The organism is Basilea psittacipulmonis DSM 24701, from assembly GCF_000743945.1.
Taxonomy (GTDB): domain Bacteria; phylum Pseudomonadota; class Gammaproteobacteria; order Burkholderiales; family Burkholderiaceae_B; genus Basilea; species Basilea psittacipulmonis.
Genome location: NZ_CP009238.1, coordinates 1,761,471 through 1,780,375, shown reverse-complemented (window position 1 = coordinate 1,780,375; position 18,905 = coordinate 1,761,471). Strand labels below are relative to the sequence as shown.

The following is an 18,905-nucleotide window of genomic DNA, read 5'->3' as shown; positions in this document are numbered from 1 at the left end:
AAATGATAGATTGAGATATGCCTATAGGATACCTATATCGAGGGGTTTTGGCAATAAGTCAACGTTTGTTGTGGTGAAGTTTTTGATGTTAAGGTGTCTATTAATGAAAATTTTTGAGTGTTGTATAACTTCCACATTGTGAGCGTATTGCAAGGCAGTATAATAAGGTTTTGAAACAATTTATGAATATTTTGGAGGTCTTTTATGCAACCGGGCATTATGGTTGATCCAAAGAAAAATGGTCGTTATTTAACGTTTGATTTAGATTTGACCTGTACAGATCGTCTAATTGAAGGGCTGAAAACATTGCAATCATTGGCTGATGGTGATCAGGTGATTGTGGGTATTGGTCATATTGTATTAGCCTATTTAAAAAAAGAAATTCCAGGATTTCGCCCATTCCCAGTGTATCCTAATGCCTTAGTGGATGCACCGATTGTTCCAGCAGCAGTATGGATTTGGTTGCGTGATGATGACCAAGGTAATTTGGTGCGTTTGGCTCATAAAATCAAGACCCAGTTGAAACCTGTTTTTATTTTGAAAAATGAAGTGCCTGCTTTTATGCACCACGAACAAGGTACAACGGATAATCGTGATTTATCAGGGTATATTGATGGTACCGAGAACCCTCAAGGTGATGATGCCAAAGCTGCCGCAGTATTAAGTGGATTAGGTGCGGGACTAGATGGTTCTACTTTTATGGCTGTTCAACAATGGGAACATGATTTAGATAAGTTGGCAGGCTTAATGGCTCGTCATGAAACCGATGCGATTATCGGTCGTCGCTTATCAGATAATGAACAAATAGATGATAGACCTGCTTCTTCACACGTTAGCCGAACGGATCAGGAAAGTTTTGAACCAGAAGCACATATTTTCCGTAACTCAATGCCATGGTCGATTGGCGAGCGTAGTGGCCTGATGTTCAGTTCTTTTGTGAATCGACAAGCAGCTTTTAACGTGCAATGGCGTCGAATGGTAGGTGTAGAAGATGGTATTACTGACGGTTTGTTTAAATTTACACGTCCTATCAGCAGTACTTGTTTCTGGATGCCACCTATGAAAGACGGTAAGATTGATTTATCTTTTCTTATTGGATAAATAAGCAGAATAATAGGTTTTAAGCCATTCTTAACGAGTGGCTTTTTGATTTAAAATATACCATCTCATGATAAAAGTCCCCGTAGCTCAGTGGATAGAGCGTTCCCCTCCTAAGGGAAAGGTCGCAGGTTCGAATCTTGCCGAGGACGCCAATGATAATATCCTACCACTTATCAAATAGATACTTCTGTGAAGATATAGCAACAAAATGAAACAATTTAGAAACAATTAAAAATTAATTTTTAAAAAACTTGCTAATATTGCTGTGCAATAAGTTAACTGAATGGTTTTTGCATAAGAACAACTAGAAGTTTAAAAAAAAAACGATTCAGTAATTTGCACGATTCATTGAGGGATTTTATGTTTTTGTTGATACGTGGCATGGTGATCATGCTAGCGATTATTTTTTGTCGATTTGCACAAGCTGAACCAGTGGGGCAGCAGGATATGTTTACGCGTCAGCAACAACAGCAAGAACGATTAGAACAAGCGATGCAATCAAAGGTGGATGTTAGATTAGATGCGAACAAAACAGACAAATATGACAAACCGACCACACCATTAAAGCCTGAGTATCCTTGTTTTGCGATTGACCAGATCATTTTATCGGGTGAGCAATCGGAAGATTTTAAGTTTGCATTAAACGATACATTAAAACAGTTAAAGTTCGAGTCAGGGATGTGTTTGGGGGCGATGGGAATTAATCAGATCATGACGCTTACTCAAAATAAGTTAATTGAAAAAGGTTATACAACAACAAGAATTTTAGCGGGTGCACAAAATATTAAAACGGGTAAATTAGTGTTGACGGTGATTCCTGGAAAAATTCATGCCATTGCCTATGATCAACATGAGGCGAAAGAGACACATATTCATCGTTTATCGTCTTTAGGGACTCAGTTTCCGTTTAAGGCAGGAGATGTGTTGAATTTACGCGAGATCGAACAAGGCATAGAAAACTTAAAACGTAATCCCACGGTGGCTGCCAATATTCAGATTGAACCCGCTCAAATGCCTAATGAAAGTGATGTGGTGGTTCGTTGGCAACAAAGAACGATACCGTTTCGTTTATCTTTAAGTGTGGATGATTCGGGTAGCAAAATCACAGGAAAGTATCAGGCTGGTATGACCTTAGCAGCGGACAATTTGTTGGGGTTGAGTGATTTATTCTACGCGAACTATAACCGTGATATAGGTGGAAAAGAACGCCTAGCAGGTGTCAATAGTGGAACATATGGTTATGCATTCCATTATTCTGTGCCTTTTGGGAAGTGGCTATTTTCGACGAATTATAGCGGGTATCAATATCATCAGGCGGTAGCTGGTTTAAATGAAAACTATGATTATCATGGAAAAAGTCATCAGTTGGACATTAAAGTGAGTCGTTTATTGCAACGTAGTCAACGCAGTAAAACATATCTACAAGCGGGTTTGTGGCAACGTTTGTCGGATAACTACATTAATGATGCTCGAATTAATGTGCAACGTCGTCGCATGGCGGGTTGGAAAATAGGATTGTCGCATCAGCAATATATAGGTCGTCGTGTATTGAATATAGATGTGGGATATAAGCGAGGAACGGGCTTATGGGAAAGTTTACCTGCTCCTGAAGAAGTGTTTGGTGAGGGTACTTCACGCATGAAAATTTTGACTTTGGATGTGCAGTGGTACCAGCCTTTTGAGTTGGGTAAAGAACGTTTTAGTTATGAGGCTTATTTTCATCATCAATGGAATCAAACACCTTTGATTACGCAAGATAGATTATCGATTGGTAATCGCTATACCGTTAGAGGTTTTGACGGTGAAGTAACCTTGATGGGTGAAAGAGGGTGGTATTGGCAAAATACCTTGAATTGGCAGTATCAAGGAGAACATCAAGTGTATTTGGGATTGGATGCAGGGCGTGTGTCGGGTTCATGGATGTCTGAACAATTAGGTCGATACTTGATGGGTACGGTATTGGGATTTAGAGGGACGTTGGCATGGGGTGGTCGATTGCATTATGACGTGTTTGTCGGCAAACCATTAAAGCGACCGAGATATTTTCAGACACAGTCGTTTAGTACTGGTTTTTCGTTAAGTTATGAATTTTAAGTGTTGAAAAAAGATGAATAGAATGAATAAAAAGATGAATAAAGGTACAGGTATTCTTTTCGGGAAACAAAAAATGAAATGGTTGCATCGTATGAGATGGGCTTGGTTGGGATTATTGGGAACGGTAGGTGCTTATGCTTCAACGATCGAAGTGGATCGCCAAGCACCTGCTTCACATCAAGCGGTATTGTTAAAAAGTGCGAACGAAACGCCATTAGTTCAGATTCAAACACCGACAGCTGGCGGGGTGTCGATTAATCAGTATCGCCAATTTGATGTTGATCAGAAAGGCGTGATTTTAAATAACAGTCATCGACAAGTGCAAACTCAGATAGGAGGCTGGGTGCAAGCTAACCCACACTTGGCTGGTGGTGAAGCTAAAGTGATTGTCAATGAAGTCAATAGCACCAAAGCTTCATCATTAAAAGGAACGGTTGAAGTTGGTGGTAAGCGTGCAGATGTGGTGATTGCCAACCCATCGGGTATTGAAGTGGATGGAGCAAGATTTATTAATGCTTCGGGTGTGACGCTAACTACAGGTAAGCCACAATATCAAGATGATCATTTAACAGGGTATCAGGTGCGTTCAGGACGTATTGATATTCAATCACAAGGTTTAGATACAGCAGATGCGAACTATACACAGCTATTAAGTGAAGCGGCACAAATTAGTGGTGCGGTATGGGCCAAAGACTTAAAGGTAGTAGCAGGTAAAAATGATCTGGATGCACAAGGACAGGTGCGTCAAACGGTCTCACAAGCTGGTGAGGATGGTGCAAACACTCAAAAAGTAGCGATAGATAGTACAGCATTAGGTGGGATGTATGCTGATCAGATTACAGTTGTCAGTACAGAAAAAGGGGCAGGTGTGCATCATGCAGGACAGATGTACGCTAGTGCTGGTGCGGTATTGATTGATGTGAATGGTAATTTGATCAATGAAGGTAAGGTCATTGCAGCGGACGCAAAAAAACGTTCAACACCGACCCCGATTAAGGTAAAAGCCAAGCAAATAAAAAATGTTTCGCATCTTGCCTCACAAGGAGATATGCAACTTGAGGCAGAGAAATTAGATAATCAAGGCACGATAAGTAGTGTAGGGGCTTTGACAATTAACCAAAAACAAGAAGTGGATAACCAAGGTCATATTGATGCAGGCGGTCGTTTAACGATCCAAGGTGGATCAAATCTGAAGGTGGTCAACCATTCACAAGGACGAATTGCTTCTGATACGGATGTGCAGATTCAGGCAGATAGCTTGATTCATCAAGGACAATTGGTGGCAGGGCAAGATGTTAGTGTGGTATTGAAATCTGATTATCGTTCGCAAGCCGATATTTATGCACAGCGTGATTTAACGTTAGCTACAGAAGGACAGTTAGATCTGGGGCATCATTTAGCAGCAGGTCAAGATCTCTGGGTTATGTCTCGCGTGCTAAATCACCAAGCTAGTGGCGTGATGGAAAGTGGACAAAATACGCAGATTTTGAGCTTGGATGTTGATCAGAAAGGCGTGATAAATAGTCAGGGACTCACGTATTTAAAAGCTATTCGTCAATTAAACAATACAGGGCGTATTTATGGCGATCATGTGGCGATTGATGCTTATTCATTAACAAATAAAGAACAAGAAAATACGGAACAAGCTGGTGTGGTGGCGGCACGTTCACGTTTAGATATTGGAGCCAGCCATGTGGTCAATCAAGAACATGCTTTATTGTTCAGTTTAGGTGATTTGGCAATTGGAGGACATTTAGATTCACAAAAACAAGCCACAGACCATGCTCAAACACTGCTTAATGCGAGTGCCAAAATCGAGGCAAAAGGTGATGCGTGGATTGATGTTGAACAGTTAAATAATGAAAACCGTCATTTTGCAACAGAAACATATTTAGCTCATCAAAGTGAGCGTGTAGAGGACTATGCTGTTGCGGGAAGCCCACAATATTATCAAGATGGAAAAGATGGTTATTTTGATAATTCGAGAGGAAAGAAAGATCAGAGTATTGCTGGATTTCATTTAAAAAACGGTCAAACGATTCAAAGTAAAAACTGGCATGTTAAGAACTATTACACCCAGACGTATCAAGAAAAAGTCGTGCAGAGCGATCCTGCTCAGATTTTGGTAGGTGGATATTTACATGCTCAAGGACAGAATTGGGATAATCACGATAGTGAAATTTTAGTAGGTGACGTATTAGATTCGGTCGTGTTGTCGTTGAATAATCAGGCAACATTGGGTCAGGGTCATATTGACAAAATTGGTCGACAATGGACATCGACTTCAAAGCGTAAATGGTATAAGAGAAAAAAACGTCAACGTCGTGTAGAAATTAATAAAGCTCCTTTATTTGAAACAACGTTGTTTACGCATGAGTTTGAGACGCCTATTTCGATCGTTGAACAAAACTACTCGTGGGATGCTTCTTCTCAAACCAGTAGTGCTGAACCTGTTGATGTGGCTCAGATTCAAGGGCGAGTTAAAACGCTGGTTGATGATCAAGCACGATTGCCTAAAAATCAATTATTTCACATTGTGCCAGAGCGTTCAGCTTATTTAGTGGAGGCAGATCCTGCGTTTACACAACATCGTCAATGGTTGGGTAGTGATTATATGCTTCAAGCATGGTATCAAGATCCGCAACATATGCACAAGCGTTTAGGCGATGGGTACTATGAACAACAACTGGTTAATGAACAGATAGGACGTTTAACAGGATATCGTCGTTTAGAAGGCTATCAAAACGATGAACAACAGTTTAAAGCCCTAATGGATGCGGGAATAACGGTTGGTCAATCGATGTCTTTAGTGCCAGGTGTGGCATTAAGTGCTGAGCAAGTGGCTCGTCTAACCAGTGATATGGTTTGGATGGTTAATCAGGAAGTAACGTTACCTGATGGTCAGAAACAAAATGTCTTAGTGCCCAAGGTGTATTTGAAAGTTAGATCAGGAGATGTTGACGAACAAGGTGCATTAATTAGTGCACAAGATGTGTTAGGACAAGCTCAAACAATAGAAAATACAGGCATTATAGCTGGTCGCAAAGTGGTGGATTTGAATGCGGTGACATTAGATCATGAAGGACGCATTCAAGCTCAAGCCACGCAACTTAAAGCTGAAACGTTAAACGTAACAGGCGGTCAAATTCACGCACAGGATGCGTTGTTATTACAAGGCGATAAGATCAATATACGCAGTACGGTCAGCACCAGTGGTGATGAACAAAATGGTCGCACCGTTATAGACCGCGTGGCGGGTTTATATGTGACTGGTAAAGAAGGCGTGTTATCAGTGGTGGGACAACAAGATGTCGCTATTAATGCGGCACAGATTACCAATCAAGGTGAATCTGGACAAACGCTTATTGGATCACAACAGGGTAAGGTGACCTTAGGTGCGGTGGATGTAGCTGATCATCAGTCTCAAGGGGCTTTATCGGATCGTAATCATCGACAAGTACATCAACACAGTCAAGTGGGGACAACGATTCATGCACAGCATGATGTCACGATCAGTGCACATGACCAGGTTCAAGTAGTACAAGGCGATATTCGTAGTCAGCAAGGACAGGTAACGATTCAGGCTGAAAAAGGCGTGAGCATACAAGAGGGTCGCCGCACCTTAGATCTTGATGAATCGATATCCGTGTCTTCTAGTGGATTATTTTCAAGTTCACGACAAATAGATCAGTATGAACGACATCATGACGAAGCGGTAGCTAGCCAAGTGACAGGACGTAGTATTGTGTTGCGTTCTGGATCGGATATTAAGATTCAAGGCAGTCACGTGGTTTCTGATGAACAAACGCAACTGCAGGCTTTAGGCAATATCGATATTTTAAATGGCATACATCGTGCCAAAGATCGAGAGTTTCATCAATTCAGAAAATCGGGATTGATGGGAACAGGTGGTATTGGTTTTAGTATTGGCAGTAAAAAAGATACGAATGATGTGGACCGTTACTCTGTGGCTCACTTACAAAGTATGGTCGGTAGCTTAAAGGGTAACACTCAAATTCTTGCCAAGGGAGAATATCAACAAAAAGCTAGTATTGTTTCGGCTAAAGAGGGAGATATACAGATAGTTGCCAAAAGTGCTTCTATACTAGCGGATGAAAACTTACATCAAGAAGATCAGTCACATATTTTTGAACAAAAAGGCTTAACTGTAGCGGTTAATGTACCAGCTTTGCAGATGTTGCAAGAAGCGGTTGAGTCAGTTAAATCATGGGATAAGGTAGGACAAAGCCAGCATGATCGCGTCAATGCGATGGCAGCAGTCAACAGTGGTTTCCAGAATTATCAGAGCTATCAGAAATTCCAATCGATGATTCAGTCATTAAGTGATAGCCCTACACCTGCACAAGATTTAAGTCAGGTGAGTGTTTCGATTACATACGGTCAACAAAAAAATCGTGACGAGACGCATCAAAAGAGTCGAACAGCGGTTAATAGTGGGATTTATGCCACAGACAAGGTATCGATTTACGCTACAGGGGAGGATGACGGTGATATTCGCGTGGTTGGTTCTGATGTAAATGGACAGTTAGGAACAGCATTGTCTGCGGCTCATCAGATTGAACTTTTAGCGCAAGAACAAAGTGAGTGGTATCGTCATAAAAATCAGTCAATGGGCTTTAATGCGGGATTGGCGATCTCATACAGCAGTCAAGGCGGTGCTTCAATAGGTGTGACGGCTGGCGGTAATTTTGGTCGCGGTCATCGTAATGGAGATAGTACGACATATCGAAACAGTTATGTAGGCGATCGAGGTAGTCAAACTGTATTAGAAAGTGGTGATATAACACGCATTCGTGGTGCTCAAGTTATTGGGCAAGATGTCTCACTTCGTGCTCAATCTCTTGCATTAGAAAGTTTACAAGACACGTTTAAGTACGACAGTAAACAACAAAACATTAGTGCGCAAGTGACGGTGGGTTATGGCTTTAGTGGATCAGGCAGTTATTCTCAAAGTAAGGTGAAAGCAGATTATGCTTCGGTCACCGAACAATCGGGCATTTTTGCGGGTGATAAAGGCTATCAGATATCGGTTGACGATCAGACAAAATTAGTCGGTGCATTGATCACCAGTAGTCAAACTGCTGAAGATCAAGGTTTAAACGTATTACGTACAGGAACCCTGGAAGCAGAAGATATTGCCAATCACGAACACTATCGTGCGAGCAGTTTTGGGATAGGTGGATCGTTTAGTAAAGGTGGTGGCCAAGCACCTAAAGAGTTGGGCGGTATTCCTTTATCAAGTTATGGCACAAATCAGCCTAGTGACGATCAAGGTGAAAAGAGTAATAAGGTTGCTGGGAAGTTTCAAGCTAGTGGTAGCATGGGCTTTGGTCAAGAAAAAGGCAATCAACGAAGTACCACGAGAAGTGGTGTTAATACTCGTCATGTTGAGATTACCCATGCTTCTGAACAACAGGCTTTAACGGGGAAAAGCGTTGCACAAACGATAGAGGAACTACATACCAATAAAACGACTGATAACTATGCTCAACAAGCTGGATATCTCACGAAAAAGTTTGATGCACAGTCTGTCGAAAAAGAAATTCAATTGCAAAAAGAAGTGGTGCAAGAGTTTGGGCAGAATATGCCTGCCATGATAGCCGATGTGTCGGATAGATTAGGAAACACACGAGACTATGAAAAGCACTTGCTACTTAAAGAGTCGATTGAAGCACGCCTTAATCACCTTAAAGATAGCGATTCCAAAGAAGAACTGATGGAGATATATGACGGTGTTCAGCAATACCTGTCAGAGCATCAAACTCGTTATGAGACTTGGAAAGAAGGTGGTATCGGACGTGCTTTATTGCAAGGTGGTTTAGGCGGCTTGATGAGTGGTCAAGTCAGCGGTGCAGTCGCTGGTACAGCTAGTTCTTTAGCTGCTCCTTATTTAAACAAATGGCAATACCAGCTAGGCGATGTTGGTGGGGCATTAATCAATACAGTTGGTGGCGCTGCGATTGGTTATGCAACAGGTGGACAGGCAAGTGCCGCCGTCATCGGGGCAAATATTGATTGGCATAATCGACAGTTGCATCCAAAAGAGACGATTTATTTGCAACAACTGATGGAAGGCAAAACGGATGAAGAAAAAGACCGTTTAATGGCAGCTGCCTGTGCCTTGGTTCACTGTGGTTCAGGTGTGCCAGAAGTTGATCAATTCTATCCGGTTTTAAAAGCTTTAGAAAAGCAGGGTGAACAATACAAAGAAGAACAAAAACAATTGCTTGCTTCTGGAGAATTTGATCATGGTTGGAGAGATAAGTTTTCTGATTATCTTGATCGCAATGACGAAATTGTTACCAGAGTTAAAGGAGCGGGTAACGTAGTAATGGGGGGCGTAACAGCAGCAAGTTCTGTGAGTGCTGCCGCTACTGCTTGTACTGGTTCTGCAGGAATGGGTTGTATTCCAGCTGCGGCTTTGGGAGCACTAGGCTTTCAAGCAGGCTATGAACAATCTCAGGAAGGTGTACAACAGCTATTTGGAGAATATCAATCAACGAAAGGTGCTTACGTTATTCAATCGCTTTACAAACCTACCGAGGATAATTCAACGTTAACGGAGTGGATTAGAAGTGGAGCGTTCTGGGTAGCACAGGCAACAGTATTTAGAGTAGCGAAATTCTCTTATGGAAAATCACTAAATTCAGCAGTAGCCAACTCGATAAAAGTCAGTGACGATGAAATTAAGTTGGTTCAAAAAGCTACGAAAAAAGAAGAAACAATTGTTGATAATGCATTAAATGAAGCAAGTGACTCGGTAAACAGGGTAGAAAAAAAGGCTTTAGAGAATGTTAGTAACTCGAAACAAGCACGAGATACTAGTAAGTTTAATGCTTATGCAGAGAAAGAAAAGAGTGTCGTACTACGTGCTAATCGAGAAGATACTCAGATTGAAACTCTTCTAAATTCAAAAGTAGTTGCACAAGTAACAAAAAATGCACTTCAACACAAACAGAGGGTTAATGAAGTAAAAGAGTTACTAAGAAGTAGAGGTTGGGAAGTTTTTGATGGAGAGTTGAGCTTTAAGGATCCGATAACAAAAGGAAGAACACGTCCTGATATTTATGCTATTACGCCAAGAGGCCAAAAGGTCTTTATTGAAGTTAAGACGGGGAATGCTACTCTTAGTGTTAGACAGCAAGGCATTATGCCAAAGATTCAAAGTGGTGAGGCAATACCAGTTGGAAAACTTGCAGATCGAATAGGATTTGATGTCACGAAACCTTTGATTGAACAAGGGGATCTTAAAGGTATTCCAGTTAAGGTGCTTTATATAAATGAATACGGATGGAAGTTAAAAAGCATAAAATAAAATTAGGGTCGGAGGTACGATAATGATGGTTATATATAGATGAGTGGTTAAAAAAATAGTAATGTACATGGTTTAAGAAAATCTTTATAGGTAGATAAAAAATGGACGCTAGAAAGTTAAGAAGGAAGCTAGAAAAATTAGGTTGGAAATATGATAAAGGTGCATTTATCGGGGATCGATCATTTACAAAAGTGATTGATGATGGAAAGGTGGTTCAGTTATTACCACAATCTAGGAAACATTATCAAGGTGGTATTAAATTTACGTTTGATCCCGCAATTAGTATAGAAGAATTTCTTCAGATAAGAAATTTAGTTTTAAAAGAGGAAAGAGAATATATTCCATTGATTGCTCGTTTTGGATGGCTTGCACCACCGATAGAGAAGGGTGTTCCAGAAAAAATATTTCCTGAATTAACAGAAGAGATTGTAGATGAACTGTTAGCAGAAGCATTGGACTGGGCGAGTTATCAAGACATCGACAAAGCTATAGACTATTACGCTGGATTACCAACAAATTGTTGGGGAACTGCTCCAGGTAATCATATCACGGCACTCGTGATGCGAAATAATAAAGAGAAGTTGTTGCATTATCAGAAATGTTTTGCAGAAGGGAATCGTTTGAGGTTTGCTGCCTATATTACTGATGAGGTTATCAACCGTGCGGTAGAACTAGTGATGAAGCGATAAAGGATTTAAGATAAAAAAATGGATTCTAAAAAGTTAAGAAGGAAACTAGAAAAATTAGGCTGGAAGCTAATGCAATAGAAGCAGGGTTTGAACATAATGTTCCTTTGAATATTTGGAAAGGTAATGATAAAAGAACAATTCGTATTCATATTATTAGATTTTCGGGAGTAAATGAATGAATTTTAAAGAATTGAAGTCTAGATTAGTGGCATCAGGTTGGAAGTTTAACCGAGGTGATGGTACAGTTGATTGTCGATCTTTTTCCAAATGTATTGATGGAAAATTAGTTGAGTTGCACCCTCGTATTAGAAAAGAATCGATGAATAAAATTAGCTTGGTATTATTTCCATCAATCAGCACAGAGAGATTTATGCAAACAAGAAATTTTCTTCTACAAATAGAAGAGGATTATTATCCACTGGTAGCTCGTTCTGGAGTGCTTGCACCCCCGATAGAGAAAGGTGTTCCAGAAGAAATATTTCCAGAATTAACGGAAGAGATTGTTGATGAGTTGTTAGAAGAGTCTATAGCATGGGCAAAATACCAGAGTGTGGATAAAGCATTAGCTTATTATGCGAATTTACCGACATATTGTGGTGGGGCCGCTGTTGAACATTTAACAGCTTTGATTTTGCGGAAGGAAAAAGAAAAAATTTTATATTACAGAGAAATCTTTTCTGAGGCAAAAAAGGGGAAAATGAGAAGATTTCTTCCAGGAATTACAGAAGATATCATGAATAGAGCTGTTTCGTTAGTCATGAAGGAAGAATAGGTTATATAAATTTGTAAAGGACGAATGAAATGGATATTGAAGCGGTAAAAGCAAAGCTTGTATCACAGGGTTGGACGTATGATCAAGATGAGTTTCTTGGTCAGGTTTTTAATGAATATTTTTGGAAGATGATAGGAGATGTACAAGTTTATCTTCAACCTTACATGAGAAAGATGGATGAGGGTCGCATTGAGTTTAGTTTAGGTCCAGCAATTAGCACACAGGAGTTTCAAGATGTTAGGAACTATGTGATGCAAGAGTCGTTTCCACGCGAATTTATACTAGCTCGTTATGCGTGGAGGTGTATGGCACCAGAAACAGAAACAAAATACCCTGAAACAGAGTTCAGTGAAATTACTGATAAAGTATTTGATGAGATGTTGGAATCGTCTTTGGAGTGGGCTAGATGTCAAGATGTTGAGAAAGCTCTAGAATATTATGCTAATTTATCAACGAATCAATTTGAAAGAACTATTGCCAAACATTTAGCCGCACTTGTCATCAGAGGAGAAAAAGAAAAACTTTTGTATTATCAGAAATGTTTTGCAGAAGGGAATCGTTTAGATTTCGTTCCTTATGTTACCGATGAGGCGATTAATCGTGCTCTAGAACTGGTGATGAAAAAATCAGAAACATTCTTACCAAAAGTATGGAAAATCTTTATAGGTAGATAAAAAATGGATGCTAGAAAGTTAAGAAGGAAGCTAGAAAAATTAGGCTGGAAATACAGTAAAGGTGCATTTATCGGGGATCGATCATTTACAAAAGTGATTGATGATGGAAAGGTAGTTCAATTAGCTCCGCGTTCTGAGAAATGGTATCAAGGCGGAGTTAAATTTACATTTGATCCTGCACTTAGTACAGTAGAATTTATTCAAATCAGCAATGCTGTTTTGAATGAGGATGTTAACTATATTCCACTGATTGCTCGTTTTGGCTGGTGTGCACCCCCAATAGAGAAAGGTGTTCCAGAAAAAATATTTCCAGAATTAACAGAAGAGATTGTAGATGAACTGTTAGCAGAAGCATTAGACTGGGCGAGTTACCAAGACATCGACAAAGCTATAGACTATTATGCTGGGTTACCTACAAACTGTAAAGGAGCTCTTCCAGGTGATCATCTAGCAACATTAGTGATACGAAATAATAAAGAGAAATTATTGTATTATCAGAAATGTTTTGCAGAAGGGAATCGTTTAGGATTTGCACCATATATTACCGATGAGGTTATCAACCGTGCAGTAGAACTGGTGATGAAGCGATAAAGGGTTTGAGATAAAAAATGGACGCTAGAAAGTTAAGAAGGAAACTAGAAAAATTAGGCTGGAAATATGATAAAGGCGATTTTATAGGCGATCGATCTTTTACGAAGGTTCTCGATGATGGAAAGATGGTTCAGTTATTACCAGAATCTAGGAAACACTATCAAGGTGGAATAGAGTTTACGTTTGATCCAATGTTAAGTGAAACAGAATTTCTTCAAACAAGAAATTTAGTTTTAAAAGAGGAAAGAGAGTATGTTCCATTGATTGCTCGTTTTGGGTGGCTTGCACCACCGATTGAGAAAGGTGTTCCAGAAAAAATATTTCCTGAATTAACAGAAGAGATTGTGGATGAACTGTTAGCAGAGACACTAGACTGGGCGAGTTATCAAGACATCGACAAAGCCATAGATTATTATGCTGGATTACCTACGAATTGTTGGGGAATTGCTCCAGGTCATCATATCACGGCACTCGTGATGCGAAATAATAAAGAGAAGTTGTTGTATTATCAGAAATGTTTTGCAGAAGGGAATCGTTTGAGGTTTGCAGCCTATATTACCGATGAGGTTATCAACCGTGCGGTAGATATGGTCATGAAAAAATGAAGAAAGAAAAGGTTTACTTTAAACAACATAAATTTATAAAGGATGAATGAAATGGATATTGAAGCAGTAAAAGCGAAACTTGTATCACAGGGTTGGACGTATGATCCAGAGGAAATCTTTGGGCAGGTTCTTGAAGAGTGTTTTTGGAAAATGATAGAGGGTGTGCAAGTCTATCTTTATCTTGAGATGCAAGAGAGAGATGACGGTTGCGTTGAGTTTAGCTTAGGTCCAGCAATTAGCACACAAGAGTTTCAAGATGTTAGGAACTATGTGATGCAAGAGTCGTTTCCACGCGAATTTATACTAGCTCGTTCTGCATGGTGGTGTATGGCACCAGAAACAGAAACAAAATGCCCTGCAACGGAGTTTAAAGAGGTTACTGATAAGGTATTTGATGAGGTATTGGAATCATCGTTGGAGTGGGTCAGATGCCAGGATGTTGATAAAGCTCTAGAATATTATGCTAATTTATCAACGAATCAATTTGAAAAAGCTATTGCCAAACATTTAGCTGCACTTGTCATCAGAGGGGAAAAAGAAAAACTTTTGTATTATCAGAAATGCTTTGCAGAAGGGAATCGTTTAGATTTCATTTCTTATGTTACGGATGAGGCGATCAATCGTGCTGTGGAACTAGTGATGAAAAAATGAGTAATACCTATACTCTTAGTAAAAGAGATTGGCTCAGTATTGACATAGCTTATGGCTCTTTATTGAACTATGAAATAAAAGGGAATGATTTAGATATAGTGATACGTCATGCCGTTCTTCCCTATGAACCCAACGATGATCGATATAAATGTGATGGTAGAGATTGGGTAAAGATAAAATTTAAGGAATGTAGTTATATTCAACTATTGATAATGTATGCAACTCAAGATGAAATAAATCATGGTTGTCATTTGATAAGAATAGGACAGCTGAATGAGGAAAAAGACAAATATTTGACTTTTTCGCCAGGAGTAAGAGTTGTAGGAGAAGAGTACGGTTCTCCAGCAGGGACCTCTCTTGATGTTGCCTGCAAAGAAGTAGAATTAGAGTTTTTGTATGAAGAAAACAAGAGGATAAGAAAAATAGAGGATTTAATTGGTAATGAAGGGCAATTGCCAGTTAGTCCACAACCAGTTCCTTCTTTCTCTAAGGAAGAGTGGGAACGTTTGCATGGTAATGATGATGAGTTATTGGTTTATTTTTTGGATAATGATGAGTTGCAGATTATTATGAAACCAGCAAATCATCGAAAGATATTGAAAGAAACAAATGCTTCACAAGATAAAGAATGGGTAAAAATTAAGTTTAAGAAACTAAGTTATTTGAAACTGAAATACAGTTATGGGCGATACGCAGATGAAGTGATATTTGATGTGTTAGAAAGAGGAGAAATAAAAGAAAACGATGAGGTGAAATATTATTCGGGTGTAATGGATGTATTAAATCAACGTTATGATGTGCCGACTTATTTTTTTTTAGCACTGGTATGTGAAAGCATAGAAGCGTCATCAATACCCCAGAATTTAAGTGAGATTGGAGAATGTTTTTACTCATGTTGTATAAAACATGATGTTGGATTAGCTGAAAACTATAAGTGGTTAGGTAGAATGGACAAATGGACTCCAGAAAGTTAAGAAGGAAATTAGAAAAATTAGGCTGGAAATACAGTAAAGGTGAATTTATAGGCGATCGATCGTTTAGAAAAAATATTGATGGTGATAAAGTAATAGAAATATTGCCACGTTCTAAAAAATGGTACCAAGGTGGGATTGAATTTATACTTTTTACGTCGATTAGTAGAAAAGAATTTATTCAAACAAGAAACTTCCTTTTAGAAGAGGATGATGACTATATGCCACTGATTGCTCGTTTTGGGTGGCTTGCACCTCCGATAGAGAAAGGTGTTCAAGAAAAAATATTTCCTGAATTAACAGAAGAGATTTTTGATAGATTGTTGGCAGATACGTTGGATTGGGCGAGTTATCAAGACATCGACAAAGCCATAGACTATTATGCTGGATTACCTACGAATTGTTGGGGAATTGCTCCAGGTCATCATATCACGGCATTGGTGATGCGAAATAATAAAGAGAAGTTATTGCATTATCAGAAATGCTTTGCAGAAGGGAATCGTTTGAGGTTTGCAGCCTATATTACCGATGAGGTTATCAACCGTGCAGTAGATATGGTGATGAAGCGATAAAGGGTTTGAGACTTAGAATAAAAAGATGTTTGACCAATACCCTCGCCAAGGTCCACTAAACCAGACACTCAATAACAAATACTATTATTGCTACCCATTCTTAACATGGATCCCATGACAACGCCTACGATAGGGATGGGATCGAGTTTTTCGCGGGTGCGTATATCAAACCTAAGAACTTGTGGGGCTCCTTCATCCACCGTCATGAGAAGCGTTTTGCTATCGCCGGTTACCCACATATCTAAAGGTTCGTAAGGGAAGGTGTAACGTTTTTGGTTCTCAGGATTGTCGATGTCGTGAAAGAGTAATCCTCGATCACCGCCAATAATCCAAGTGCTTTCCAGCCAACCTGTGCGGATAAGACGCGGTGAAAAATCTAATTGATAACGAATGGGTTTTTCATCGCCACGTTCTAAATTAAAAAAGGCCATATGTCCCGATACATCAGCAAACATGACGCGTTTGGAGTAAGCATCAATATAAGGGCTAATCATGGGACGGTAGGTGGTACCAGCGGTGTACATAGGTCCTGTGCTTAATAACTTATCGGTTTCTGGAAAATAAATTATTCCCTCGCGACCATCTAAGGTATTAAAAGCAATCATATAGTCTTCAGGACTGGCTACGCCTTTGTCTAAGCCACCTTTGATATTTAAACGCTGACTGAAATCAAGAATATCCCAAGGTTTTTGAGGTTCATGACCATTTTTATGGTAGATGATGGGTTTTGTTTTGTCTAACACCCAAAAAGACTGGCTAAATGAGCTAAATAAAAGCGTGTAATACTGATATAAAGTGGTGTCTCTTTCGCTTGAATCAAAGCGTTTAGCAAAGAGGGTTAATTCGCCAGTTTCGTAATTAAGAAGGCCGACTTGATCGCGTAAGGCCACCGCCACTAGTTTTGATTGGGGGATAAAGAAAGCTTGATAAAGTGGGGAGGGTAGGTCAATTCGCTGAGTACGACGACTTTGCAAATGATGTAAACAAAGTTGGGACAAAGCGTTATTGCCCACAATAATCATAGCATCATCACGTGCCACTTCTAGCACATCAGGTTTGAAATTAAAGTCCAGTAAATCGACGCGTTCAGCAGTTTGAATGTCGATAACGGTAATGAAATACGAAGATTTATCCGCTACAAAAAGATAACGTGTGGGTTGATAAAGTGAGGGAGGACGCTGGCTAATCGCCCATGCATTTGAGCAGCTTGCACCAAACGTTAATCCTAGTGTTAAAGAGATAAAATCGCGTCTGTTCATATTAGTGATGAGGGTGAGTGCTGTTCATTAAGTCTTTTGCATTTTTTACAATCGCTTGGCAAGAAGCTTGGGTGCCATCTTTTAAAAGCAAGATCATCTCAAACTGTTCTCCTGCTTTTGGTAAACGATCGTCAGGGATATTCATGATCATGGCATGATCGCCACCTTTTTGAAACGCGGTGATTCCTTGCGTTAAAGTGGGGTTATCGATTTTTTCCATTGACATCACATGATGGTTCATTTTCATACGATGTAATTCAATATGTTCGCTGATGGCTGGTATTTCAAGGCGTTCAATAGCGACATCAGGTCCCGTATGTTCTACGTTAAAAAAAGCAGCGGTCATATGTTTAGTAGGCAACGGTTCTTGGATCACGCAATGATTCAGGGTGGTTTGAGCAAAAGCGTGAACAGATAAAGTCATGCAAGTAAGCAAAAATAAAGATTTGATCGTTGTTTTCATCATGTTATTGGTCCTGAGTTTTTTGTTGAATACAGCTTGCAAAGTCATCCAAAGCCTGTGTTTTCTGGATAATCCCGTTTTTCAAAGCGACTTGTTTTCCGTGAACAAAAAGAATATTTAAAGGAAGTCCTTTGCCCCCTAATTTTTTGATCAACGTGCTGTCTTGGGTGGTATCAGGGGTAAGGTGTTCGTAATGATTGTCGTGAAAAAAGGCTTGAATGTCATGAGGATCGTCACCAAAATTCAGGTTATGAATGGTTAATGCACTTTGAGAACCCGCATGTTTGTTTAATACAGGCAATTCTATGCGACAAGGAGCACACCACAATGCCCATAAATTCAGCAATACCACTGGTTGATGAGGTGGATGAGCTATCAAGCTTGCTAAATCGTTATCGCTTGAATGGGCTTGAAATCCTTCTGGTAAGGGGCAGTTCTCCACTGTGTGAGCAACAGTGGCTTTAGAAGCGGTACTAGGTTCGTTGCGTTCAGTTTGAATCGAAGAGGTGCTTTCAATCGCCTGCGAATTACCGTTACTTTCGTTGCTAATATGGTTTGTTTGCGTAGTAGGCTTGGATGTGATGCTTGACTCTTTAGAGGCTGCAAGATGTTGATTAATGCTGGCAGCAAGGTCTTTGGCACCGATTTGATAATCATAAACATCAATTAAGTGATGTTCAGGGTCAATCAAATAAATCAAAGAGGTATGGTAAACGGTATAGCCAGATTTGGGTTCAGGATTCTCAATTTTTTTGCCATTGAGTCGATAACCAAAGGTAGCACCGAGTTGATCGGTTAATTGACGGATATGTTGAATATCGCCTGTCAATCCGACAATACGACTGTCAAAATATTTGGTGTAAGCACTTAATGTCTGGATGCTATCGGTGTTCGGGTCGATGCTGACAAATACAGGGGTTATGGCGTAAGGCTTTTCAAGCAGTTTCCATGTATTGGCATATTCATACAAAGTAGTTGGGCAAATATCAGGGCAGGAGGTGTACCCAAACGTTAGTAAAAGGTATTTGTTTTTAAAGTTATCTTGAGTGATGGGGCCATTGGCATCAACGAGTTGGAAATGAATGGCTTGAGCAATAGCTTGAGTGCTTAAAAATATCACACCCAAA

14 protein-coding genes and 1 tRNA gene are annotated in these 18,905 nt (G+C 39.7%); 12 read left to right on the top strand and 3 right to left on the bottom strand.

Annotation, left to right across the window (positions count from 1 at the left end; genetic code table 11):
• Positions 1-204 precede the first annotated feature (204 nt).
• The 12 genes from IX83_RS07605 (at position 205) to IX83_RS07550 (ending at position 16,056) form a co-directional block, all read left to right on the top strand.
• Positions 205-1,101, top strand: coding sequence for a Dyp-type peroxidase (locus IX83_RS07605; RefSeq protein WP_038500992.1), 897 nt, complete (start codon positions 205-207; stop codon positions 1,099-1,101).
• A 76-nt stretch (positions 1,102-1,177) separates the two neighbouring features.
• A tRNA-Arg gene (locus IX83_RS07600) sits at positions 1,178-1,253 on the top strand.
• 238 nt (positions 1,254-1,491) lie between these two features.
• Positions 1,492-3,195 (top strand): ShlB/FhaC/HecB family hemolysin secretion/activation protein, encoded by a 1,704-nt coding sequence (locus IX83_RS07595; protein ID WP_201770240.1) that lies wholly within the window; start codon positions 1,492-1,494, stop codon positions 3,193-3,195.
• Between the two features lie 22 nt (positions 3,196-3,217).
• A complete protein-coding gene (locus tag IX83_RS07590) occupies positions 3,218-10,531 on the top strand; it encodes a two-partner secretion domain-containing protein (RefSeq protein ID WP_158074694.1) in 7,314 nt (2,437 codons plus the stop codon).
• Between the two features lie 101 nt (positions 10,532-10,632).
• Complete coding sequence (locus IX83_RS07585; protein ID WP_038500986.1) at positions 10,633-11,220, top strand: DUF6990 domain-containing protein; 588 nt, start codon at positions 10,633-10,635, stop codon at positions 11,218-11,220.
• 175 nt (positions 11,221-11,395) lie between these two features.
• Positions 11,396-11,992, top strand: coding sequence for a DUF6990 domain-containing protein (locus IX83_RS07580; protein WP_038500984.1), 597 nt, complete (start codon positions 11,396-11,398; stop codon positions 11,990-11,992).
• A 29-nt stretch (positions 11,993-12,021) separates the two neighbouring features.
• Entirely contained in the window at positions 12,022-12,666 is a 645-nt protein-coding gene (locus IX83_RS08710; protein ID WP_051919549.1) for a DUF6990 domain-containing protein, read from the top strand.
• Positions 12,667-12,669: 3 nt separating this feature from the next.
• Complete coding sequence (locus tag IX83_RS08705; RefSeq protein WP_051919546.1) at positions 12,670-13,257, top strand: DUF6990 domain-containing protein; 588 nt, start codon at positions 12,670-12,672, stop codon at positions 13,255-13,257.
• Positions 13,258-13,274: 17 nt separating this feature from the next.
• Positions 13,275-13,862: a DUF6990 domain-containing protein gene (locus IX83_RS07565; RefSeq protein ID WP_038500981.1), complete on the top strand. Its 588-nt coding sequence runs from the start codon at positions 13,275-13,277 to the stop codon at positions 13,860-13,862.
• A 51-nt stretch (positions 13,863-13,913) separates the two neighbouring features.
• Positions 13,914-14,513 (top strand): DUF6990 domain-containing protein, encoded by a 600-nt coding sequence (locus tag IX83_RS07560; protein ID WP_038500977.1) that lies wholly within the window; start codon positions 13,914-13,916, stop codon positions 14,511-14,513.
• On the top strand, positions 14,510-15,487 hold the full coding sequence (locus IX83_RS09045; protein ID WP_038500974.1) for a hypothetical protein: 978 nt from the start codon (positions 14,510-14,512) through the stop codon (positions 15,485-15,487). The genes IX83_RS07560 and IX83_RS09045 overlap by 4 nt, the downstream gene beginning before the upstream one ends.
• Positions 15,469-16,056: a DUF6990 domain-containing protein gene (locus IX83_RS07550; RefSeq protein WP_038500969.1), complete on the top strand. Its 588-nt coding sequence runs from the start codon at positions 15,469-15,471 to the stop codon at positions 16,054-16,056. The genes IX83_RS09045 and IX83_RS07550 overlap by 19 nt, the downstream gene beginning before the upstream one ends.
• A gap of 68 nt (positions 16,057-16,124) precedes the next feature.
• Here IX83_RS07550 and IX83_RS07545 read toward each other — a convergent pair whose 3' ends face one another.
• Genes IX83_RS07545 through IX83_RS07535 form a run of 3 tightly spaced genes read right to left on the bottom strand, consistent with a single transcriptional unit; the run spans position 16,125 to position 18,898 of the window.
• Positions 16,125-17,315: a YncE family protein gene (locus IX83_RS07545; protein ID WP_038500967.1), complete on the bottom strand. Its 1,191-nt coding sequence runs from the start codon at positions 17,313-17,315 to the stop codon at positions 16,125-16,127.
• Position 17,316: 1 nt separating this feature from the next.
• Positions 17,317-17,781: a copper chaperone PCu(A)C gene (locus IX83_RS07540; protein WP_038500964.1), complete on the bottom strand. Its 465-nt coding sequence runs from the start codon at positions 17,779-17,781 to the stop codon at positions 17,317-17,319.
• A 1-nt stretch (position 17,782) separates the two neighbouring features.
• Positions 17,783-18,898 carry an SCO family protein gene (locus IX83_RS07535; protein WP_236620635.1) on the bottom strand — a complete coding sequence of 372 codons (1,116 nt, stop codon included), beginning with the start codon at positions 18,896-18,898 and terminating at the stop codon, positions 17,783-17,785.
• Between the last annotated feature and the right edge of the window lie 7 nt (positions 18,899-18,905).